Raw genomic sequence first — 22,206 nt, forward strand, 5'->3', positions numbered from 1 at the left:
GCCGTCCGGGCCGCCGACGCGCCCGGGCTCGCTGCGGCGAGGGCGACCAGGGCCGCCAGCAGGAGGGCGGCGAGCCGGCGGCCCGGACGTGCCGGACGTCCGGCGGGGCGGGTGCGCATCGTCGCCTCCTTGGCGGTCGTCCTGCTCCTGGCGGAAGGTCAGGCCGGAGGTGGTGATCGGCGTCGTGGACGCACGCGCCGGCCGTGCGTCCGCGGGGAGTGGTCAGGGCGTCGGGCGGGGGCCTTCGCCGCCGGGTCGCGGGGGAGGAGGGGGCGGCTGTGGACTCGGGCCCTGCGGTGGCCCGGGGCTCCACGAGCCCGGCGCGGTGCCCGGCGGTGGTGCCTGCGGAGGCACGGTCCAGGGGCCGGGCGGTGCCTGCGGGGGTACGGGTCCGGGGTGTCCTGCGGCAGGAGGCTGCTGGTAGCCGGGATGCGGCGGATACGGCGGCGCGGGACGTCCCGGCACGGGACCCGGGGGCTGGTACGGGGGTGCGCCGGGCGGGGGACCCGACGTCCGCGCGGGAAAGGACAGGCCCGTCGCTCGCAGGTAGGCGATCAGGGCCGGGGCGGGGCCGGGACCGGCGGAGGAGGCGCCGACCGCCGCGGCGCCGCGCTTGAACGCCATCGCGCCGCCGGCGGCGAGGGCGCCCAGGGCCAGGACGGCGACGATGGTGGCGCCGCCGAGGGACGTCGACGTCGAGCACGCACGGGTGTGCCCGAAGTGCTTGAGATCGACGGTCGGCTTGTACTCGTAGCTGACGTCGCAGGCGGAGGCGCTCTGCGGGGCCAGCGGCAGGACGAGCGCGGCGCAGAGGAGCGTCCCGAGCACGAAGCCGATCGCGCGCACCGCACTGGTGCGGCGGGTCATGACGCCGCCTCCCCGGGACGCGGCGCGGGTGGCGCGGGAGCCTGTGCCGGTGGCGCGGGTGGCCTGGGCGGCGGTGGCATGGGCGCCGGCGGTACGGGTCCGGCCTTCAGACGCATCACCTTGGCGCGCAACGCGTTCCCCTCCTCGCCGGTCGGGTCGGGGTGCCGCCAGCGCCAGGCGGCAAGGTCGAGCTGGGCCGTCTGCAGGCGCCGGAGGGTGCGCATCCCGCTCCATCCCTGGAGGCGCCAGGTGCCGACGAGCGTCCAGAAGCGGACGGCCGGATCGACGAGGAACGGCGCCTCCTGCGGGGTGATGGCCGGGCTCGTGGACGTCTCGGCCGACACGGCGGCCCGGGCGGCCGCCGCCCGGACGCGCGTCCCGTGGACCAGCAGCAGCACGGCCACCAGGAAGAACGGCGCCTGGGGGAGCAGCCAGAAGAACGGCGAGACGATCAGGGTGTCGAGCGGGCCGCCGACGCTGATGTGGTCGTGGGCCAGGTGCGACAGCCAGGCCGCCAGGGTCTCGGTGGCGACGGCGCCGGAGAACGCGGCGGCGAGGGCGGGCAGGGCTATGCGCAGGCGCCGGCCGCGGTCGCGCGCCTGCGCGGCGAGGCCGATCCCGGCGCCGAGCACCGCGCCGAAGGCGACCTGCCCGCCGAGGAGGCCGATCGACTGGCGGATCCAGTACTCGAAACCGCCCGTCGCGCCGTTGAACGCGCTGAACAGCCCGTACAGGCGGATGAACAGGACGCTCTCCACCAGGTTGTAGCCGAGGCCGATGGCGGCGCCGAGCACCAGGCCGGTGACCGCGTCGGTGACGCGGTGCCGGAACAGCGCCAGCAGGAGGACGACCCCGGCCGCGACGAGCAGCGCGTTCACGAGGGCGAGATGCACGAGCATGCCGTCGATCACGCGGTACTGGGTGTGGATCTGGCCGGCGAGGTCGCTCTTGTGGCCCTTGAGGACGAAGCCGTTGATCGTGCCGAACGCGAGGTTGCTGTAGGCGCGGCCGAGCCCGAACACGATCAGCGCGCCCCAGCCGAACGCGACCAGCAGCATCGCGAGCGGGATCCGGGCGAGCCGCTGGGCGTGGTGCAGCAGCCACAGGACGAACGCGGTGCCGGGGACGCAGGCGAGCGCCTGGCCGGGGTAGGAGCCGACCACCACGAGCGGGATCAGGCCGAACGGCAGCAGCAGGACCCCGATGATCGCCCAGGTCAGCGCCCGGGCGCGACGCTCGTCCGGACGCGTGACCAGCACGAACGCCTGGAGTGCGGCGCCGGCGGCGATGCCGGCGAGCAGCGTCCAGAACACGGCCTGGGGCGTCGCGAGGAGCCGTCCGACCGACCCCTCGGAGCCGGCCGCCTTCTGGAAGATCGACAGCGTCGGCTCGTCCGGCAGCACGTGCGGCCGCAGCAGGTTGAGGAGCAGCTCGACCAGGTACAGCGCGATGGCGAGCCGGGCGACGAGCAGCGCCCGCGCGCGGGCGGCGGCGTCGTCGCGGACGGTGTCGCGGAGGGCGGCCCGGACGCCTTCCGCCGCGGCGGGGGCCGTCACGGCGCGCCTCCCGGAATTTGCGGAATGCTGGGCAGGTTCGTCGGGAAGGACGGCATTTCCGTCGGGAAATTCGTCGGCAGCCGAGTCGGGATATCGGTCGGCATTCCGGTCGATCCCGGCGGGACGTTCGGGAGCGTCGTCGGCAGGTTCGGGATCGACGGCCGGGTGGGGGCCGGCATCGACGGCATCGCCGGGGTCCGCGGGTCGTTCGCGCCGGACAGCTCGACGGCCAGGGCCGCCGCCAGCAGCACCACGCCGATCACCGCACCCGCCGTCAGGAGCAGCAGCTGGGGGCGCGGTGCGCCGCCGGCCGCGTCGGCTACGCGATTGTCATTCATGGTCCCTGTTCGATCCGTACGAAGTGATCAAGGGTCGTCATGCGTCGCGCTGCGGAACGCGGTTCGGCGTCGCGTTCCGCGGTGGAAATCATCGAAATGCGGCGCGGGGGACTGACGATCCGAATGGTAAACGCGGCGGGTATACGACGGGAATACGGCCACCGACGTGTCACCGCGAAGTGAGGCCCCGGCCGCCGCTGCGGCCGGGGCCCGGATTCCCAGGCGCGGGGCCCGGATTCCTTGGCGAGAGGACGGGATTCCTAGGCGCGGGGGACCGGTTCCCGGTCCGGCGCGGGGCGCGCCGGCGTACGGGAGAGGGGGCCGGGCCACCAGAAGCGGCGGCCGGCGTCGAGGGCCAGCGCGGGGACGATCACCGGGCGGACGACGAAGGTGTCGAGCAGGACGCCGAGCGCGACCAGCACCCCGATCTCCACGAACATCGTCACGGGCATGACGCCGAGGACGCCGAACGTGCTGGCGAGGACGAGCCCGGCGCTGGAGATGACGCCGCCGGTGAGGCCGAGGCCGCGCAGGACGCCGCCGCGGTGCCCGGCGGAGGCCGCCTCCTCGCGGATGCGGGAGACGAGGAACAGGTTGTAGTCGACGCCGAGCGCGACCATGAACAGGAAGCCCATCAGCGCGACCTGGACGTCCAGGGCCGGAAAGCCGAACGCGTACCGGACGAGCAGCCAGGACGCGCCGAGCGCGGCGAAGTACGACCCGACGACGGTCGCGACCACCAGCAGCGGGGCGACCAGCGCGCGGAGCAGGGCGATCAGCACGATCAGCACGACGCCGAGGACGAGCGGGATCACGACGCGGCGGTCGTGGGCCTGCGCGTCCGCGAGGTCGAGTTCGCTCGCCGCGCCGCCGCCGACGAGCGCGTCCGGTTCCGCGTGCCGGATCCGCTCGACGGTCCGTTTGGCGGCGTCGCTGCCGGGCGGGGACGTGAGGACGACGGCGGTGCGGGTGAGGCGCCCGTCGGCGGACGTCTCGGGCGTCCCCGTCCGCGCGACGCCCGGGATCCCGCGGAGGTCGACCGGCCTGCCGCTGACGACCTGGAGCGGGCGGCTCTCGTCGCCGGGGAAGTGCGCGTCGGCGAGGCGCTCGCCCTGCACGGAGTTCGGGGTGGTGGTGAGGAAGTGGGCGCGGTCGAGCCCGGTGTGGACGCCGAGGCAGCCGGCGGCGAGCGCCGCGAGGACGGCCGCGCCGAGCGCCCAGACGAGGCGGGGACGTGCCGCGATGCGGCGGCCGGCGCGGTCCCAGAGGCCGCCGCGCGCGGGCGGCGCGTCGCCGAAGCGCGGGATGCGCGGCCAGAACACCCACCGTCCGAGGACGACGAGCAGCGCGGGCAGCAGCGTCATCACGACGGCGAGCCCGCCGAGGATCCCGATCGCGCCGACCGGCCCGAGCGCGTAGTTGAACCCCATGTGCGCGGCGAGCAGGCACAGCAGGCCGAGGCAGACGGTCGCGGCGGACGCGGCGACCGGCACGGCGGCGCGCCGCAGCGCGGCGGCCATCGCGCGGTGCCGGTCCTCGTGGCGCCGGAGCTCCTCGCGGTAGCGGGCGAGGAGGAGCAGCGCGTAGTCGGTGCTGATGCCGAAGACGAGCGCGTTGAGGATGGTCGACATGCCGTCCGCGACGTACAGGCCCGCGTGCTCGGCCAGCAGGTAGACGACGGCGCTGGTCACCTGGAGCGAGATCGCCGCGCAGGCCAGCGGCAGCAGCCACAGGACGGGGCTGCGGTAGGTGAGCAGCAGCACGACCGCGACCAGCACGATCGTGATGAGCAGCAGCGGCTTGTCGACCTTGCGGAACGCGTCGCCGGTGTCGAGTGCCGCGCCCGCCGGGCCGGTCACCTTCACTTGGAGGCCCCGCGGGACGTTCGTCGTCGCCGCGTCGCGGACCTTCTTCGCGTTGCCGCTCAGGTCGTCGTTGTCGTGCAGGGGGACGGCCAGCAGGAGCGCGCGGCCGTCCCGCGACGCCTGCGGGGGACCGATCGGCGCCGTGGCGAGCGGGGCGAGGGTGCGGCGGTCGGCGTCCGCCTTGGCGCGGTCGGCGGGGGTGATGCCCGGGCCGGTGCGGGCGTAGACGATGAGGGCCGGGGCCTGGTCGCCGACCCGGAACCGGTCCGCCAGCTTCTCGACCTCCGTGGACTGGGCTCCGCGGGGAAGCTCGGCGGTGGACTTCGCCTGCACGGCGTCCGGCAGCCGTCCCGCGAGCGGGACCGCAGCCAGCACGGCCGCGACCCAGAGCGCGAGGACCGCCCATGCCGTGATGCGTTTGCTCGAGAGCAGCATGAGGTGCTCTCCTTTCCGTGGGGGTTCTGCGTTGCGTGAGCACCACGCCCGCGGCCGTGGGGACACGGCCTCCGGCGTGGGTGATGCGGCCTCCGCCCGTCCGGGCCGTCGAGGGGCAACTCGGCGGCCCGGACCCGTCCGGGATCAGACTTCGGGGAAGGCCAGGAACCGGGCGTGCAGGGTGCGCGCGCCCGGCGGCGGGTCGGCGTCGGCCCGCTTGTAGCGGTAGAGGAGCGCGATGTACTCCTCGAAGAAGGGGCGCACCTGGTCGGGCGTGAGCGTGACCGTGGAGTGGGAGAACAGCAGGGCGTCCGCCCACGGGCCCATGCCGTCGCGTTCCCGCTGGTAGCGGGCCAGCATCTCCAGCTCGTTCGCGAACTCCAGCCGCGTCAGCGCGTCGACGGCGTCCCGCATCGCGGGCGACTGCTCGGCGCGCGGCGGGAGCCGCCGGTCCGCCGGCACGGCCCGCCACCAGCGCTCCCGCCCGCGCTTGAGCTCCGGCACCTCCTCGACGAACCCGTACTTGGCGAACTGCCGCAGGTGGTAGCTCGTCGCGCCGGTGCTCTGCCCGAGCTCGCGGGCGAGGGTGGTGGACGAGACGGGCCCGCGCCGCATGATCTCGGCGATCCGCTGCCGCAGCGGGTGGGCGAGCAGCCGCACCTGCCGCGGATCGGTGATCACCTCGGGCTCGGGCCGCTCCTCCGGGTGCTGCTCCGGCGGCGGTCCGGCCGGTGGTCGCTCCTTCATGACCCGGACGCTACGAAGTTGCAAAGGGCCTTTGCAATGCTTCTTGGCGAAGTTCGCCGCAGCGGGGGAGGGGCGTGGCGCCCGCGAGGGAGGCGCCCGGTCCCCCGGAAGTGCCGGTCCGGCTGCGTGACCGCGCCGACACGGATCGAAACAATGCCTGTGTCCTTGGCTGACGGCCTCGCGTGCGGTCAACTAAAGTCGTCGGCGTCGGTGAGTTCGGGAGGGGCCGGGATGACCAACAAGACGGACGAGGTCGCGCCGGGCGCGACGCTGGCGGACAAGGTCGAGTGGCTGATCCGCAACCTGTGGCCGGCGGACGCGCACCCGCCCCGCAACAACGTCGAGACCGCCGCCGCCATCGCGCGCGCCACCGGCGAGGACATCTCGTCCACCACCGTGTGGAAGCTGCGCACCGGACGCCAGGAGAACCCCCAGCTCAAGACCCTCCGCGCGCTCGCCACCTTCTTCGGCGTGCCGATCGGCTACTTCGGCCGCCCCAGCGAGACCGCCCCCATCGACGAGGACATCACGCTCAAGGCCCTGCGCCGCGACGTCGAGCACGGCATCATCCGCCCCGAGGTGCTGCGCGCCCTCGTCGACCTGTCCCCGGAGGCCCGCTGGGTCGTCGACGAGATGATCCTCAGCGCCGCCGAGGCCGACCGGCGCCGCCAGGCCGCGCCCTGACGCGCCGCCCCCCACCCCGATGAGCGCGGCTCAAGGAAGAGCCGTGCGCCACAGGGTCGGCGTATCGCCGTCCATCCCGGTCGCCACCAGGCCCTGCCCGAGCGCGGCCAGCCCGGTGAGCCGCTGGCTCCCGTCGCCCGCGAGGCGTGCCCCGCGCGGGCGCGTCATCCGCCATGCCGCGCCGTCCGGGGAGCTCCACAGCGCGACGTCGTCGGTCCCGGCCGGCGTCCCGGCGAGCACGAAGCCCTTCGGCGTCGCCACGCTCGCCACCAGCGCGGACGCCTGGACGGTCTGCGCCCGCCACGTCCGTCCCGCATCGGACGAGACCGCGACCGCGTTGCCCGCACCCGTCGCGACCAGCGTGTCCCCGCGCGCGACGACGCGGGTGAGCGGGCCCTGCGCCTGCGGCGCCTGCCCCGACGTCCACTTCGCGCCGTCATCGGACGTCCAGACGGCCGGGGCGCCGTTGCGTTCACCGACCGCGACGTAGCCCTTCGTCACGGCCGCGACGTCGTGCATCTTCCCGTCCTGCAGATCGCCGGAACCGGCCGTCCACTGGGCGAGGTCGTCCGAACGCCATGCGATCGGCGCCTTGCCCGTCGAGCCCACGACGACATAGCCCGCCTGCCCGTAGGCGGCGCCGGCCAGCTCGCCGTCATCGCCCGACGGACCCGCGACGGGGTTCCACGCGTTCGCATCGGCCGACGTGAGCAGCAGCGGCTTCGCCGCGCTCCGCCCCGCCGCGACCCAGCCCTTCGGCCCGAAGGCCGCACCTGCGAGCCGCTGCACCCCCGGCCCCGTCAGCCCGGTGCCGCCCGCGCGCGTCCACGCCTTGCCGTCCCGCGTCGTCCAGACGGCTGCCTCGCCCGCGCCGCTGCCGACCGCCAGCGTCACCCCGTTGCCCGACACCAGCCGCCTGATGGTCCGGTCCGGCGTCACCGCGCCGGGGATGGACAGCAGGTCGATGTCCCCGTGACGCGCGCCCGGCGCCGCCAGGTACGCGCCCGAATTCTGGTGGCCCGCCAGGAGGACGCCCTGCGGAAGCGCCGCCGCCGCGCCAGCCTCACGGCCCTGGTCCGTCCCGAGCCGCTCCACGGACTCCCAGTTCACGCCGTCCTTGCTGCGCTGCGCCGCCACGCGGCCATCGCTCAGCGGGGTCAGCGCCGCCAAGCCCGCGTCGGACCCGCCCAGCGCCGCCAGGCTGGAGTACGTGCGCCGGTCGATCGTGCTCGACCGCGTCCAGCCCACGCCGTCCGACGACCGGAAGAACACCGCCAGCGCCCGCTTCTTCGGGTTCTTCGACGACCCGCCCGTCCGGCGCCCCTCCCGCGCCGCGAAGAACCCGCCGGGCCCTGCCGTCAGCGCCACGACCGGCCCGTACGACCCGTCGCTCTGCGGCACCTCCGCGCGCGCCCACGTCCGCCCGCCGTCGGCGGACCGCCACAGGTCGCCCTTGTCGTTCCGCACAACCAGCGTGGCGCCGCTCGCCGCGATGCTCACGGGCTTCCCCTGCAGGCCCGCCTGCTGCCGCTGCCACGCGACGCCGTCCGGGGACGTCCACAGCACGGCCGCGCCCTGGTTCGTCCCGACCGCGGCGAACCCCGCCGACGTGGCCGCGACCCCGGTCACCTGGTCACCAGCGTTGAACGCGCCCGTGCCGGGGGCGCGGTGCGTCCACGTACGGCCGTCCGCGCTCGTCCACACCGCCACGCCGCCGGGACCCCGGCCCAGCGCCGCCCACGCGCGGTCGCCGGCCGCGACGACCTCCGGCACGTCCTGGCCGGTACCGCCCTCGTCCTTCACCTTCGCGGTGCTCCACGCCTTGCCGCCGTCCGACGACACGAGGATCTGCCCGCGCGGCGCGTCCACCGTCTCGCTGCCGACCGTCACCGCCGTGTCGCCGTGCACCGCGACCGCCGTGATCGTCTGCTGGTGGCCGTCGTACAGCGCGGCCGGCACCGCGAACACCTTGTCGGCGGCCTCGGCCCCCGGCGCGTCCCCGTGCCCGCCGCCCTTCCCGCCGTCGCGGACGAGGTAGGTCACGCCGCCCGCCACCAGCACCGCGACCGCCGCGACCGCGATCCCCGACCGCAGCCCCGGACGGAACACACGCGTGCCGCCGCCTTCCGGCGGCGTGGGCGCCCCCTGCGGCCGATCGAACACCAAGGCGCCCTCGGCGGACGCCTGCAGACCCTCGCCGGACGCCTGCGGGCCCTCGCCGTCCGCCGCCCGAACGCGCACCTGCTCCATCGCGCCCGGACCGCCCGACGCGCCCGCAGCCACTCCGGCCCCGCTCGCCGCACGCGGCCAAGGAGCCGGAACCGGCCCCCCGCCCCCCGGCCCCGCAGCCCCCGGCTTCGACCGTTCCGCCGCAGAGGACGCGGCCCCAGGTTTTTGTGCCCCAGACCGCGCCGACGCATCCGGTGGGGTCGCGTTGGGCGCCGCGGCGTTCGGGCGATCCGCTGGCGAGCTTGCGGCGGGCCGCGCCGGGGCGGGCGGCGCCGGGCTGAGAGGTACCTCGGCCCCCTGCGCTTCTGGACGCGCTGGCGCCGCGGGCGATGCTGAGGCGGGCGGTGTGGAGACCGATGCCGGGGTGGATGGCGCTGGGCTGTGCGGGAGTTCGGGTTTGTGTGCCGCCGGACGCGGTGGCGCGGCCGGAGCTGTTGGTGGCTTCGGCCGTCCCGCTGCGGTCGGCGCTGAGGCGGGTGCTTTCGGGGCAGCCGACGCGGAGGTGGGCGGGTCCGCCGGCGGCCGTGTGGCCGGTGCGCTGGCGGCGGATGGTGCTGCGGTCGGCAGGGTCTGCCGTTGCTGTGCCGCTGGAGGTGATGGCACGGCAGGCGTCGGCTTGTCGGCGGTCGGCGGGGTCGCGGTGGGCGGCGCTGGGGTGTGCGGCGCGGCGTTCGGGCGAGCCGTCGGCGGCCGTGTGGTCGGCGGGGTCGCGGTGGGTGGTGTTGGGGCGGGTGGGGCTGCGGCGGCCAGGGGGCTGGTGGGGGGTGCGGCCGGGTCCGTCGGGGTGCGGAGAGGGCGGGCGGCGCGGGTCTGCTCGGCGGTCGGGACGGCGGGCGTCTCGTCCGCGGGCTTTGGGCCGCGTGCGGCGGGTCGTGCCGGGGCGGACGGCGCGGTGCGCCAGCTCGCCACCAGCTTGTCGCCCTCGGCGGGCGGCGGGCCGGGACGGTCGCCGCGGCCCCAGTTCGGCGGCGGGGGCGAGGGAGCGCCGGGCGGGTCCTGGTCGTCAGGCCGGTCGGCCGTGCTCATGTTCGCCCCCCTCGCGACAGCACAGATGCGAAGTGTACGGAATTGCGGGCGATCGGAGGAAGGTCGGCGGAGCAGATCGAGCGGGGCCTGCGCGGACGGGCGGGGCGGATCTCTCGCGCGCTGCGGGATTAATACCCCCAGGGGGCATGTTAGTGTCCCTCGCATATACCCCCGAGGGGTACAGCTCGAGTGGAGAGGTGGACCGTCATGTCCGCAGACCCGAGGCGCTGGTGGGCACTGGCCGTGCTCGCGACCGCCCAGTTCATGGTGATCATGGACACGTCGATCATCGGGGTGGCGCTCCCCGACATGCAGCACGATCTCGGCTTCGGCCAGAGCGGGCTGCAATGGGTGTTCAACGCCTACGTCGTCGCGTTCGGCGGGCTGCTGCTGCTCGGCGGCCGGCTGTCGGACCTGCTCGGCGCGCGGCGCGTCTTCGCGGCGGGCTGGCTCGTGCTGATCGCCGGGTCGGTGGTCGCCGCGGCCGCCACCGGCGCGGGGGCCGAGATCGCCGGCCGGGCCGTGCAGGGGATCGGGTCGGCGCTGATCGCGCCGTCCGCGCTGACGCTGCTGATGGCGCTGTTCGCGGCGCGGCCGAAGGAACTGGCCAGGGCGATGGCGTTCTACGGCGCCGCGGCGCCCGCCGGGGGCACCGCCGGGGTGTTCCTCGGCGGGGTCATCACCGAGTGGCTGAGCTGGCCGTGGGTGTTCGTCATCTACATTCCGATCGGGCTGGCGACGCTGGCGCTGGTCCCGGCCGTCCTGCCGGCGGTGCCGGGACGCCGCGCCGGGCTCGACGTCGCCGGGGCCGCGGCGGTGACGGCCGGGCTCGGGCTCGCGGTCTACGCGATCGTCCAGGCGCCGGGGCGCGGCTGGGACGCGCCGGCCACCGTCCTGCAGCTCGGCGGGGCCGTCCTGCTGCTGGCGCTGTTCGTGGCGTGGCAGCGGATCGTCCGGGGCCCGCTGATGCCGCTGTCGGTGTGGCGCACGCCCGGCCTGGCCGGCGCGAACGCGGCGATGGCGCTGCTGGGGGCCGCGTGGATCCCGATGTGGTACTTCCTCAACCTCTACCTGCAGCAGGTGCTCGGGTACGGGGCGTTCCCCAGCGGCGCGGCGCTGCTGCCGATGACCGCGCTGATGATGGTGCTGATGGTCGGCGTGACCGGGCGGCTCATCGCGCGGTTCGGCACCCGGCCGCTCATCGTCACCGGGCTGGCCGTCCTCGCCGCGGGGCTGCTCGTGCTGTCGGCGATCGACGCGGACGGCGGCTTCCTCACCGACGTGCTGCCGGGCTCGCTGATCTCCGCCGTCGGGATGTCGCTGGTGTTCATCCCCGCCACGATGGCCGCGATCGGCGGCGTCGCGCCGGAGCAGGGCGGGCTGGCGTCCGGCATCGTCAACACCACCTACCAGGTGGGGTCGGCGATCGGCCTGGCGGCGATGACCGCCATCGCCACCTCGCAGGGCGCCGGAAGGCTGGGCGACCTGCCCGCGCTCACCGACGGCTTCCAGGCCGCGTTCATCGGCGCCGCCGTGGTGGCGCTGGCCGGTGCCGGTCTCGCGCTGGTGACCTTGCGTGCGCGCTCGGTGCGACCGGCGGACGAGAAGGAGAGCGTCGGCGCGTGAGCAGGGCTCGGAGGGAGCCGTCCCGTGCGGGCGGCTCCCTCGCGCGCGCCCGGTTCCGGCGATTTACCCCCGGGAGGTTTCCTGCGGCGGTGATCAGGTACACCTCCCCGGGAGAGGACGCCGGGAGCGGGGAGGACCGATGCCGCCGTACGCCGTGGTCCTCTCCGTCCTCGGGCTGGTGGGCGCGCTGATCGCGGCCGTCTACGCGATCTCGTACGCGATGGCGCCCAGGCCGCTGGAGGCCGGGCCGTTCCTGTCGGGCGGGCGTCCCGCCGAGCACGCCTTCTCGCGGTATCACGTCCGCTGGTACGCGGTGACGATGGTGTTCCTCGCCTTCGACATGGAGATGGTCTTCATGTACCCGTGGGCGCTCGTGGTGGCGTCGGTGGGCGTGAAGGCGGTCGTGGAGATGTTCGCCTTCCTGGTGCTGCTGCTGGTCGGGGTCCTGTACGCGTGGCGCGAGGGGGCGCTGCGGTGGGCGTGAGGGAGCGGGTCCGGGAGTTCGCGGAGCGGAGTCCGCGGCCGTTCGTGGTGTCGGCGGCGGACGGGACGGGCGACCGGCTCGCGGTGGAGGCGGGGCTGCGGGCGCGGCGGTGGCGTCCGGCGCTGTCGCCCGCGGAGACGGGCGTGCTGGTCGTGTGCGGACGCCCGGGCGCGGCGCTCGCCGAAGCGATCGACGTGGTGTGGTCGGCGATGCCGGGGCCCCGTGCGCGGATCCGGCCGGACGCGCTCGACGAGATCGAACCGGACCGGACGCGGCGCGATGCCGGTTCGTCCGATGACGTCGGCATGGCCGACCGGGCGGACGACCGGGACGGCCTGCGCCTCGACGTCCTGCACGTCCCGCTCGGTCCCGTGCTGCCAGACTGGCCCGCCGGACTGCGTCTCGACCTCGCCTTGCAGGGGGACGTCGTGCAGTCGGCCGAGGCCGTCATGGTCGACACGGGCGGCGGATCGTTCTGGACCGGCAGGGAGGCGGCGCGCCGTCTCGACGGCGTCGCCCGGTTGCTGCGGGTCGCGGGCTGGGACGGCGCGGCGCGGCGCGCGGCCGTCCTGCGCGACGACCTCCTGGACGGGCGGCAGGTCGGGAGCCGGCTCGAGGCGTTCGAGCGGACCATCCGGCGGTCCAGACCGCTGCGGTGGATGACCAAAGGGGTGGGGGTCCTCACGCCGGAGGCGGCGGAACGCCACGGCGTGCCCGCACGGTACGTCGGCGACGTCGCCGACCGCCTGGACGGGTGGCTTCGCCGGATCCGCCTGGAACTCGACGGCGCCGGTACGCCGGACGGCGACCGGGACGAGGCGCTCGTCTCCGTGCTGCCCGGCCTGGTGACGGGCGCCGACCTCGCGCAGGCCCGGCTGATCGTGGCGAGCCTGGACCCGGATCTCGCCGTGGTGACCGCCGATGGTTGAGGTGCTGCTCCTCGGTGCGCTGGCCGTCGCGGCGGCGTCGCTGGACGCGGCGCTGGACGGCGGCCCCGGCCCGTTCCGCCAGGCGGCGCGGCTGCTCGTGATGGAGCGCCGCATGACGCCGCGGGCCGACCGGCCGCTGACGCGGATCGGCGTGGTCTCGCTGCCGGTGGCGGCGGCGCTGGCCGCGCTCGTCGTGCCGTTCGGCGGCCACGCCGCGCTGGACAGCCGGGTCGGCGTGGTCTGGTTCAACGCGATGGAGGTCGTCGCGTGGGGGTCGGTGTGGCTGGCGGGGTGGGGCGTCAACTCGGCGTTCGCGCTGGTCGGCGGGTACCGGTTCATCGCGCAGGGGCTGGCGTACGAGCTGCCGCACATGTTCGCGCTCATGACGGCGGCGCTGGCGGCGCATTCGCTGGACCTCCGGGTCATCGGCGCGGCGCAGGGCGGGCTGTGGTTCGGGGTCTGGATGCCGGTCGCGTTCGCGGTGTACCTGCTGTCGGCGCTCGCGATGGCGTTCTGGGGGCCGTTCGGCGCGCCGCTCGGCGCCGACATCGCCGGGGGAGCGGCGCTCGAACTGTCCGGCCCGGACCGGCTGGTGTTCCTGGCCGGGCGGTACGGGCTGCTCGCCGTCGCGTCGGCGGTCGCGGTGCCGCTGTTCCTCGGCGGCGGGGACGGGCCGCTGCTGCCGGCGTGGCTGTGGTCGGCGGTGAAGGCGTGCGCGGTGCTCGCGCTGCTGGTGTGGACGAGGCGGTGGTCGCCCGTCCTGCGGATGGACCGGTTCGTGCAGGCGGCGTGGACGGTGCTGATCCCGGCCGTGCTGCTGCAGATGCTCGTCGTCGCGGTCGTCGTCGTGGACTGAGGAGGTTCCCGTGACCGTCCTGTTCTGGGTGCTCGCCGTGGCGGCGGTCGCCTCCGGCGCCGCGGTGTTCGCCGTCGGGTCGATGGCGCGCGCGACGTTCGCGCTGCTCGCGTCGTTCCTGTGCGTGGGCGGCGAGCTGCTGCTGGCCGGGCTGCACTACCTCGGCGTGCTGGTCGTGCTCATGATGATCATGGAGATGCTGGTGATGGCGGTCTTCATGGTCATGTACATGATGAACCCGGCCGGGCTGATGCCGATGTCGATGGTGCACAACCGGCGCGGCGCCCTCGCCGTCGCCGGCGGGACGTTCGCGGTGCTGGTGGCCGGGATCGTCGCGATCCCGTGGCCGGCGCGGCGGGGCGGCCCGCCGCACGACCCGGCGTTCGCCCTGGGGCAGGCGATCATGGGCCCGAAGATGCTGGTCATGATGGTGATCGGGATCGCGATCCTGGCCACGATGATCGCCACGGTCGTGCTCGCCACCCGTACCGGACGCTACGGGGAGGACGGCGCGCGATGACCCTCCAGGCGTTCCTGCTGCTCGCCGCCGCGCTGTTCTGCGTCGGCCTGTACGGCGCGCTCTCGCAGCAGTCGGTCGTGATGCTGATGATGGGCCTCGAACTGATGATCAACGGGATCGTGGTCGCGGCCGCCGGGTTCTGGCACCGGGTCTCGCCGGGCGCGCCGGACGGCCAGGTCCTCGTGCTCGTCGCCATCACGGTCATGGCGCTGGAGATGGCGATGGGGTTCGCCGTGGTCACCGCCCTGTTCCGCACGCGGGACGTGGACATGACCGACGACGCCGGAGACCTCAAGGGATGATCGTCGCGCTGGCCGTGACGCCGCCGGCCGCCGGGGCGCTGCTGCTGCTCACCGGACGCCGGGCCGACCGCGCGGCACCGGCCGCGGGCGTCCTGGTGGCGACGGCGGTGCTGGCGCTGGCGGTCGCGGCGGCGGTCACGTGTCCCGTCGCGCGGTTCGCGGTGCTGCCCGGATGGCCCGGCGGGCTGGCCGTGGACGGGTTGTCGGGCGTGCTCGTGGTGACCGTCGCGTCCGTCCTGCTGGCGATCCTCGTGTTCGCCGCGGCCTACGGCTACGGCGCGCGCTTCTTTGGCCTGATGCTGCTGTTCGCGGGCGCGATGCTGGTGACCGTCACCGCGTCCGATCTCGTCCTGCTGCTGATGGGGTGGGAGGTCATGGGCGCGATGTCGTACGCCCTGATCGGCTACGAATGGCGCGAGGCGGAGCCGGTGCGTTCGGCGGACGTCGCGTTCCTCACCACCCGCGCCGCCGACCTCGGCCTGTACGCGGCGGCGGGCTTCGCCGTCGCCGGGTCGCACTCGCTCGCGCTCTCCGCGCTGGGCGGCGCGGCAGAACCGTGGCGCGACCTCGCGGCGGCGGGCGCCGTGCTCGCCGCGCTGGGGAAGTCGGCCCAGCTTCCGTTCTCGTTCTGGCTGTCGCGGGCGATGGCCGGTCCGAGCCCGGTGTCGGCGCTGCTGCACTCGGCCACCATGGTCGCCGCCGGCGCCTACCTGCTGCTGCGCCTGCATCCGCTGCTCGCGGCGACGGGCTGGGCCGGCACGTTCGTCGCGTGGGCCGGTGCCGTGACGGCGCTGCTGCTGGGCGCCGTGGCGCTGGCGCAACGCGACCTGAAGCAGCTGCTCGCCGCGTCGACCTGCGCGCAGATCGGGTTCATGGTGCTGGGCGCCGGCGCGGGATCCGTGCCGGGCGGGACGGCACAACTCGTGGCGCATGCGGCGGTGAAGAGCCTGCTGTTCCTGTGCGCGGGCGCATGGCTGACCGCCCTCGGCACCAAGCAACTGGACGAGCTGCACGGTGCCGCGCGACGGTACCGACTGGTCGGTGCCGCGTTCGGCGCGGGCGCGCTTTCCCTGGCCGGGCTGCCGCCGCTCGCGCTGTGGGTGACGAAGGACGAGGTGCTGACGGCGGCCGCTGAACGCTCACCCGCGCTCTTCGCGGTCGGGCTCGCCGCGTCCGTCCTGTCCGCCGCGTACGCTGCCAAGGCGCTGTTCGCCGTGTGGCGCGGCACCCGCACGGACGGGGCGCGGGTGCCCATGCCCATGCTCGCGCGCCTGCCGCTCGTGATCCTGGCGGCCGCGGCGTGCGTGCTCGGCGTCCTCGGGCTGCCCGGTGTCGCCGACGCCCTGGACATTCCGGGCGAGACGCGGGTGAACGGCCCGGAACTGGCGGTCTCCGGCGTCCTGGCCGCGGTGACGATCCTCGCCGTCCGGTTCGCGCGGACGATCCCGGCGCCCGCGTGGGCGGCGGACTGGCTGTTCCTCGAACGGGCCGCGCGGGCCGGGATCGTCCGCCCGGCGTTCGCGCTGGCGCGGGCGCTCGCCCGGTTCGACGACCGGTTCGTGGACGGCGCCGTCCGCGCGGTCGCACGATCCGGCCCGTGGGCGGCGGGACTCGCCGGACGCGGCGCCGAACTCCGGCTCGACGGCCTGGTCACCGGGGTCGGGCGCGGCGCGCGGCGGCTCGCCGCGCTGGCGCGGCGCCCGCAGACCGGGCTCGTCCACACCTACTACGCGCAGGCTGCGGTGCTGCTCGCGGTCCTCGTCGCCGTCGCCGTGCTGGCCGGGTGGTGACGCGTGCTGTCCCTGGCCGTCTTCCTGCCGCTCGCCGTCGCGCTCGTCCTGCCGGCCGTCCCGCGACGTGCCGTGCCGTGGGTCTGGATCGCCGTCACCCTCGCCGACCTCGCCCTCGTCGCGGGCATGTGGGCGGCGCACGGCACCAGGCCTGGCATCGCCTACGAGGCGGACGTGCGGTGGATACCGTCCGTCCGGGCGGGCTACCACGTGGGCTTGGACGGACTGTCGCTCCCGCTCGTCACGCTGACCGCCGTACTGTTCGCCGCCTGCGCGGTGTACTCGGTCCGGCAGACGCATCGGGTGCGGGCGTTCGCGATGCTCTTCCTGTTCCTGGAGACGGTGTGCCTCGGGCTGTTCGCGGCGCTCGACCTGCTGCTGTTCTTCGTCTTCTTCGATCTGTCGATCGTCGGCATGTACTTCGTGATCCTGCTGTGGGGGCACGGCGACCGGACCGCGTCGGCGCTGAAGTTCTTCCTCTACACGTTCCTCGGCTCGCTGGTCCTGCTGCTCGGATTCATCGGCCTCTACCTGGGCGCGGACCCGCACACGTTCGACATGGTCGAGCTGACCCGGCACCCGCCGCTCGCCGGATCGCCCGGCCTCGCCGGCCTGACTCTGCTGGCCGTGGGCATCGGCCTCGGCATCAAGACGCCCGTCGTGCCGTTCCACACCTGGCTGCCGCCCGCGCACACCGACGCGCCCGCCGCCGGGTCGGCGATCCTCGCCGGAGTCATGCTGAAGATGGGCGCGTACGGGTTCGTCCGCATCGCCATGCCGATGCTGCCGGACGCCTGGCACCGCTACGCGCTCGTCTTCCTCATCGTCGGCCTGGTGGGCGTCCTGTACGGGGCGCTGGTGGCGCTGGCCCAGGACAACGTGAAGCGGCTCGTCGCGTACACGTCCGTCAACCACATGGGCTACATCGTCCTGGCGCTCGGCGCGGCGGGGTACGCGTCCGGCCACGAGGACGCGCGCAGGCTCGCCGTCACCGGGGCCGTCACGCAGATGGTGTCCCACGGGCTCATCACCGGCGCGCTGTTCCTGCTCTGCGGCGTCCTGCACGACCGGGCGGGCAGCTACGACCTCGGACGGTTCGGCGGCATCGCGCGCACCGCGCCCGTCTATGCCGGGATGCTGGCGCTCGCCGCGTTCGCCGCCCTCGGGCTGCCCGGCCTGTCCGGGTTCATCGCCGAGTTCCAGATCTTCGCCGGGACGATCGGCAGCGGCACGACGGCGGCGGCCGTGACGGGGGCGATCGCCGTCCTCGGCATCCTCGTCACCGCGGCGCTGTTCCTGCGCGTCCTGCACCGGGCCGTGCTCGGTGCGCCCGGCGAGCTGTCCGCGCGGGTCGGGGACGTGCGGCGGCCGGAACTCGCGGCGATCGTCCCGCTGCTGGCGCTGTCGGTGCTGATCGGCGTCGCCCCGCGCGCCCTGCTCGACACGATCGAGCCGCTGTCGGCGGCCGTCACCGCCCTGGCCGGCCGATGAACGAGAACCCCGCCGACGTCGCCCCCGAGCTGTGCGTGCTGATCGCGGCGGTCCTCGGCCTGGTCAACGGGCTGTTCCTGCCCCGGACCCGGCAGTGGCGGGTCGCTCTGGTCTGCGCGGCCGGGCTCGTCGCCGGCCTGGTCGTCGCCGCCGTCGACGCGACCCGGCCCGACCTCGTCGTCTTCGACGCGTTCGTCGTCGACCCGATCACCCACGTCACCCGGATCACCGTGCTCGGCGCGACGCTGCTCGTCCTCGCCCTGGCCGCCGGGCCCGTCCGCGACCATCCCCGCGAGAGCGAGCACTACGTCCTGATCCTGCTGTCGGCGCTCGGCGCGATGGCGCTCGGCGCCTCGTCCGACCTGCTCGTCGTCGTCGCCGCGTACCTGCTGGCGAGCATCCCCGCGTACGCGCTCGCCGGATTCGGCAAGGACGCGCACGGCACCGAAGCGGCGCTGAAGTACTACCTGATGGGCGCGTTCCTCGGCGTCGTGATGCTGGCGGGCGTCACGCTGCTCTACGGCGTCGGGCGCGGCACCGCCTACGGGACGCTCCGCGCGGGCCTGGCCGGCGCGCCGTCCGCCGCCGTCTCCGCCGGGGTCGTCGCGCTGCTCGCCGGGCTGCTGTTCAAGGCGGGCACCGTGCCCGGCCAGTTCTGGGTCCCGGACGTGACCGAAGGGGCGCCGCCGGCCGTCGCCGCGTTCGTCACGACGGTCCCGAAGATCGGCGCGTTCGCCGCGCTGCTCCGGTTCGGCTCCGAGGCGCTGCCGCCCGGCGCCGGCGGGTGGCCGGCGCTCGTCGCGGTGATCGCGGCGGCCACGATGACGCTCGGCAACCTCGCCGCGTTCGGGCAGGACAACGTCCGCCGCCTGCTCGCCTACTCCACCGTCAGCCAGGCGGGATACCTGCTGGTGCCGGTCGCGATGGCGGGCCGCACCGACCTCGCGCGGACCGCGCTGCTGTTCTACGTCGCCGCCTACGCGGTGACGAACCTCGGCGCGTTCGCCGTCGTCCTCGCGGCCGGGCGCGACGACCTCGCCGCCTACACCGGCCTGCTGCGCACCTCGCCGCTCCTCGGCCTGTCGCTGGTCGTGTGCCTGCTCGGCTTCGTCGGGACGCCGCCGACCGCCGTGTTCGTCGGGAAGGTCCTGATGTTCGGCGCCGCGCTCGACGGCCGCTACGCCTGGCTCGCCGCCGTCGCCGCACTCAACACGGTCGCGAGCGTCTTCTACTACCTGCGCTGGATCGTGCCGCTGTTCCGGCGGCCGGACGGCGCGCTCCGGCCCGCCCGCGCTGCGTCGGCCGTCGCCGTGGCGGCCGCCGTGTTCTCCGTGGCCCTCGGCGTCGGCGCAGGAGTGGCGCTCACGCCATGACCGGCAGTTCGATCCAGGACGGGCGGCCCGCGTCGTGGAACACGGTCTGCTCCGCGCGGACCATCGACGGGTGCCGGTCGAACCGCGGGAAGTTCGACGACGCGACCTGCACTCTGATCCGGTGCCCGGCCCGGAACGTCTGGCTGGTCGCGGCCAGGTCGATCTCGTGCCGGCCCGCGCCGCCGGCCGAGCGGACGACGCCGTCCAGCACGTTCATCGCCCGGCCGTCCGGGTGGACGTCGACCAGCTTGGCCGTCCAGTCGGCGCCGGGCGCGGACGTCGCCGCGTGCAGGACCGCGCGGACCGGGCCGGTGACCTCCACGTCGCGGCCGAGCACGGGCGTGGTGAAGACCAGCACGTCCGGGCGGGCCTCGACGGACCGCTGGTCGCGCGGCCCGACGTTCACCGGGTCGGTCAGCAGCAGGTTCCCGCCATGCGTGGGGACGGGGTCGTCCGGGTCGTGTACGAAGCGGGACGGCGCCGCGCCCTCCGCCGGGGCCTCGGTGGACAGCGAACCGCCCGAGTGCAGGTAGTAGCGGGTGGCCGTAGCGCCGGGCGGCGGCCAGGACGCGGCCTCCCGCCACACGTTCGCGCCCATCGTGAAGTACCGGACGGCGGGCCCCTCGGTGTCGCCGCGCAGGAACGCGATCTGCGTGGCCTCCACCTGCGCCGCCTGCGCGGACGCGGCGTACCCGAAGTGCAGTTCGCCGGCGCCCGCCGTCTGGGACAGGTGCGTCCACGGCCCGATGATCAGCCGCCCGCCGGGGATGCGCCGATGGTTCTCCAGGGTGCCGCGCAGGAAGACGTCGAACCATCCGGCGACGTGCAGGACGGGCACCGCGATCCGGTCGTGCCGCAAGGTGCGCGCCAGGTCCTTCCAGTACGCGTCGCGTTCCGGGTGACCGACCCAGTCGCGCCAGAAGGGGAACGCGTCGGCCACGGCGGGCATCTCGCGCAGCGGCAGCGTCCGCAACGCCGCGCCGGGGTCGGACAGCACGCCCATCAGCGCGCCCAGCCGTGGCTGGGCGTCGGTGCCGCCCGCCAGGTCGTGCGTCGCGCCGAGCAGCCCCTGGAGCGCGGCCCAGAAGAACGCCGACCCGAGCGCGAACGCGCCGCCGTGGTAGTTCAGCCCGTCGTAGAAGTCGTGCGGGGTCATCGACGCGACGACGGCCTTCAGCGCGTCCGGGCGCTCGGACGCGAGCTGGAGCGCGCATCCGGCGAGGTAGGAGTTCCCGGCGGCGACGACCTCGCCGTTCGACCACGGCTGCGCGGTGATCCAGCCGACGGTGTCGGCGCCGTCGCGGCCCTCGTCCGTCCAGGGCGTGAACTCGCCGTCGCTGTCGCCCCGGCCGCGGCAGTGCTGCAGCACCACCGCCATTCCGGCCCGCAGATGGGCGCTGACCGGAACCGACCGGAACACCCCTTCTCCGTAGGGGCCACGTATCAGCAGCGTGCGGTGCCGCCCGTCGCCGCCGGGCCGGTGTACGTCCGCGCGCAGGACCGTCCCGTCGCGCATCACGATCGGCTGGTCCAGGACGGTGACGGCCGGGAGCGCGGGGCGGTCGAGCTTCGTCACGGCGGGCCTCGCAGGGGGTGTCGGGTCAGGGCGGCGCCGAAACGTTAGGCAGGTTTCTGTTCACCGTCAACGATCCGGCGAATCTTCTGTGCGCCCGCCCAGCCAGGTGACGTAGTCGGCCACCGCGCCGTCGATGCCGTGTGCGGGCGTGAAGCCGGTGTCGGCATGCAGGCGGGCGACGTCGAGGCGGTAGTCCTCGTCCGGGCTCTCCGGCGAACGGCCCTCCGCCATCTCGATCGGTGCTCCCGGGACGGCCTTCCCGATCGCCGCCGCGGCCTCCGCGTTCGTCGTGACGCGCCCGGACCCGACGTTGTAGATGGCGTGGTGGAGCGTCCCGGCCGTCTGGAGGAGGGCGATCGCCCGCCCGCAGTCCGGCGCGTAGAGGGCGTCGATGCCGTCGCCGGCGTACACCTTCTTCGCGTACGGCTCGGCCCGCACCGCAGCGTTGACCAGGCCGGGGATCGCGAAGAACGGCGAGTCGGCGCGCCCGCCCGGGCCCCAGACCGCGCCGATCCGCAGGCACACGGCCTCGAAGTCCGCGTGCCCCGCGATGGCGGACGCCAGCGCCTCCGCGCTCCGCTTGAACGCGGGGATCGGATGCGGCACGCCCGGCGGCAGCGGCGCGTCCTCGCGGAACGGGGTGCCGCGCACGCCGGCGTAGACGCCGATCGTGCTGGCGACGCAGACCCGGCGGACACCCCAAGCGCGCGCGGCGTCGAACGCGTTGAGCAGGCCGGAGGTGTTGGCCCGCATCTCCGCCACCACGTCGGCGCCGTGCAGCGGCGTGCTCGCCAGATGGACGATCCCGGTGATGGCGTACCGGGCGCCGAGCGCGAGGAACGCGTCCCGGTCGGTCATGTCGAGCCGCTCCGCGACGGCGCCGTCCGGGACGTCGCGCGGTGCGGCGGAGTGCCGGGTGAGCAGGCACGACTCGCCGAGCGCGAGCAGCGCCCGGGCGACGTGCGCGCCGATGAATCCGAGCCCTCCGGTCACGAGGATCATGGGCCGCTCCTTTCGTTAGCGTGCTAATGGAACGCTAGCGGGCGAGATCACTAGCATGCAAACGATTACTAGGATCGGGGCATGGACGACCTGCTCCGGCTCTCCACCCGCGCCCACAAGCTGCTGCGCGCGGCCTCCGACGAGGCGATGAGCGAGCACGGCGTCCGCGTCGGGCAGAACCTGCTGCTGGAGGTGCTCTGGCAGGAGGACGGGCTGACCCCCGGCGAACTGGCGAACCGGCTCGCCCTCACCACCCCGACCGTCGTCAACACCGCGACCCGGATGGAGGCCGCCGGGCTGGTCACCCGGCGGCGCGACCCGTCCGACGCCCGGCTCGTCCGGCTCTACCTGACCGAGCGCGGCCGCCGGGCGGAGGAGCCGATCCGGGAGGCGCGGCGGCGGCTGGAGGAGCGCGCCACCGCCGCCCTCACCGACGCCGAGCGCCGGCACCTGCGCAGCGCGCTCGAGAAGATCATCGCCGAGCTGTCCTGAGCCGCGGCGCGCCCGCGG

At 74.9% G+C, this 22,206-nt stretch carries 19 protein-coding genes; 11 read left to right on the plus strand and 8 right to left on the minus strand.

Annotated elements, in window-relative coordinates; translation table 11 throughout:
* Positions 1 to 222: 222 nt before the first annotated feature.
* From F9B16_RS51480 to F9B16_RS35685, 5 genes are all read right to left on the minus strand, one after another.
* Complete coding sequence (locus F9B16_RS51480; RefSeq protein ID WP_192809157.1) at positions 223 to 867, minus strand: hypothetical protein; 645 nt, start codon at positions 865 to 867, stop codon at positions 223 to 225.
* Positions 864 to 2,423 (minus strand): PrsW family glutamic-type intramembrane protease, encoded by a 1,560-nt coding sequence (locus tag F9B16_RS35670; RefSeq protein WP_151544630.1) that lies wholly within the window; start codon positions 2,421 to 2,423, stop codon positions 864 to 866. The genes F9B16_RS51480 and F9B16_RS35670 overlap by 4 nt, the downstream gene beginning before the upstream one ends.
* A complete protein-coding gene (locus F9B16_RS35675) occupies positions 2,420 to 2,686 on the minus strand; it encodes a hypothetical protein (RefSeq protein ID WP_151544631.1) in 267 nt (88 codons plus the stop codon). Before F9B16_RS35675 ends, F9B16_RS35670 begins: the two co-directional genes overlap by 4 nt.
* A 335-nt stretch (positions 2,687 to 3,021) precedes the next feature.
* Entirely contained in the window at positions 3,022 to 5,061 is a 2,040-nt protein-coding gene (locus tag F9B16_RS35680; RefSeq protein ID WP_151544632.1) for an MMPL family transporter, read from the minus strand.
* 144 nt (positions 5,062 to 5,205) lie between these two features.
* Complete coding sequence (locus F9B16_RS35685; protein WP_151544633.1) at positions 5,206 to 5,808, minus strand: winged helix-turn-helix domain-containing protein; 603 nt, start codon at positions 5,806 to 5,808, stop codon at positions 5,206 to 5,208.
* Between the two features lie 231 nt (positions 5,809 to 6,039).
* On the opposite strand from F9B16_RS35685, the gene F9B16_RS35690 reads away from it, so the two are divergent.
* The gene (locus F9B16_RS35690) at positions 6,040 to 6,492 is read left to right on the plus strand and encodes a helix-turn-helix domain-containing protein (protein ID WP_151544634.1); all 453 of its coding nucleotides are present in this window, start codon (positions 6,040 to 6,042) and stop codon (positions 6,490 to 6,492) included.
* 30 nt (positions 6,493 to 6,522) lie between these two features.
* Here the strand turns inward: F9B16_RS35690 and F9B16_RS35695 are convergent, their stop codons facing one another.
* Positions 6,523 to 8,733: a sialidase family protein gene (locus F9B16_RS35695; RefSeq protein ID WP_151544635.1), complete on the minus strand. Its 2,211-nt coding sequence runs from the start codon at positions 8,731 to 8,733 to the stop codon at positions 6,523 to 6,525.
* Positions 8,734 to 9,954: 1,221 nt separating this feature from the next.
* On the opposite strand from F9B16_RS35695, the gene F9B16_RS35700 reads away from it, so the two are divergent.
* From F9B16_RS35700 to F9B16_RS35740, 9 genes are all read left to right on the plus strand, one after another.
* Positions 9,955 to 11,373: an MFS transporter gene (locus F9B16_RS35700; RefSeq protein ID WP_151544636.1), complete on the plus strand. Its 1,419-nt coding sequence runs from the start codon at positions 9,955 to 9,957 to the stop codon at positions 11,371 to 11,373.
* A gap of 139 nt (positions 11,374 to 11,512) precedes the next feature.
* Positions 11,513 to 11,857: an NADH-quinone oxidoreductase subunit A gene (locus F9B16_RS35705; protein WP_151544637.1), complete on the plus strand. Its 345-nt coding sequence runs from the start codon at positions 11,513 to 11,515 to the stop codon at positions 11,855 to 11,857.
* Positions 11,848 to 12,786 (plus strand): hypothetical protein, encoded by a 939-nt coding sequence (locus F9B16_RS35710; RefSeq protein WP_264159835.1) that lies wholly within the window; start codon positions 11,848 to 11,850, stop codon positions 12,784 to 12,786. Before F9B16_RS35705 ends, F9B16_RS35710 begins: the two co-directional genes overlap by 10 nt.
* Complete coding sequence (locus F9B16_RS35715; protein WP_151544638.1) at positions 12,779 to 13,642, plus strand: complex I subunit 1 family protein; 864 nt, start codon at positions 12,779 to 12,781, stop codon at positions 13,640 to 13,642. The genes F9B16_RS35710 and F9B16_RS35715 overlap by 8 nt, the downstream gene beginning before the upstream one ends.
* A gap of 10 nt (positions 13,643 to 13,652) precedes the next feature.
* Complete coding sequence (locus F9B16_RS35720; RefSeq protein WP_225992230.1) at positions 13,653 to 14,162, plus strand: NADH-quinone oxidoreductase subunit J; 510 nt, start codon at positions 13,653 to 13,655, stop codon at positions 14,160 to 14,162.
* Positions 14,159 to 14,464, plus strand: a complete 306-nt coding sequence (gene nuoK / locus F9B16_RS35725; RefSeq protein ID WP_151544639.1) for an NADH-quinone oxidoreductase subunit NuoK — start codon at positions 14,159 to 14,161, stop codon at positions 14,462 to 14,464. The genes F9B16_RS35720 and nuoK overlap by 4 nt, the downstream gene beginning before the upstream one ends.
* Positions 14,461 to 16,254: an NADH-quinone oxidoreductase subunit 5 family protein gene (locus tag F9B16_RS35730; RefSeq protein ID WP_151544640.1), complete on the plus strand. Its 1,794-nt coding sequence runs from the start codon at positions 14,461 to 14,463 to the stop codon at positions 16,252 to 16,254. The genes nuoK and F9B16_RS35730 overlap by 4 nt, the downstream gene beginning before the upstream one ends.
* A gap of 3 nt (positions 16,255 to 16,257) precedes the next feature.
* Positions 16,258 to 17,745 (plus strand): complex I subunit 4 family protein, encoded by a 1,488-nt coding sequence (locus F9B16_RS35735; RefSeq protein WP_151544641.1) that lies wholly within the window; start codon positions 16,258 to 16,260, stop codon positions 17,743 to 17,745.
* Positions 17,742 to 19,118: an NADH-quinone oxidoreductase subunit N gene (locus F9B16_RS35740; protein ID WP_151544642.1), complete on the plus strand. Its 1,377-nt coding sequence runs from the start codon at positions 17,742 to 17,744 to the stop codon at positions 19,116 to 19,118. The genes F9B16_RS35735 and F9B16_RS35740 overlap by 4 nt, the downstream gene beginning before the upstream one ends.
* Here the strand turns inward: F9B16_RS35740 and F9B16_RS35745 are convergent.
* Positions 19,108 to 20,694 (minus strand): CocE/NonD family hydrolase, encoded by a 1,587-nt coding sequence (locus F9B16_RS35745; RefSeq protein WP_151544643.1) that lies wholly within the window; start codon positions 20,692 to 20,694, stop codon positions 19,108 to 19,110. The two genes, F9B16_RS35740 and F9B16_RS35745, sit on opposite strands and share 11 nt — an antisense overlap.
* 66 nt (positions 20,695 to 20,760) lie before the next feature.
* Complete coding sequence (locus F9B16_RS35750; RefSeq protein ID WP_151544644.1) at positions 20,761 to 21,696, minus strand: NAD-dependent epimerase/dehydratase family protein; 936 nt, start codon at positions 21,694 to 21,696, stop codon at positions 20,761 to 20,763.
* 81 nt (positions 21,697 to 21,777) lie between these two features.
* Between F9B16_RS35750 and F9B16_RS35755 the strand changes: the two genes are divergently transcribed.
* Positions 21,778 to 22,188 (plus strand): MarR family winged helix-turn-helix transcriptional regulator, encoded by a 411-nt coding sequence (locus tag F9B16_RS35755; RefSeq protein ID WP_151544645.1) that lies wholly within the window; start codon positions 21,778 to 21,780, stop codon positions 22,186 to 22,188.
* Positions 22,189 to 22,206 lie beyond the last annotated feature (18 nt).

Origin of the sequence: Actinomadura montaniterrae, from assembly GCF_008923365.1 — a bacterium.
GTDB lineage: Bacteria > Actinomycetota > Actinomycetes > Streptosporangiales > Streptosporangiaceae > Spirillospora > Spirillospora montaniterrae.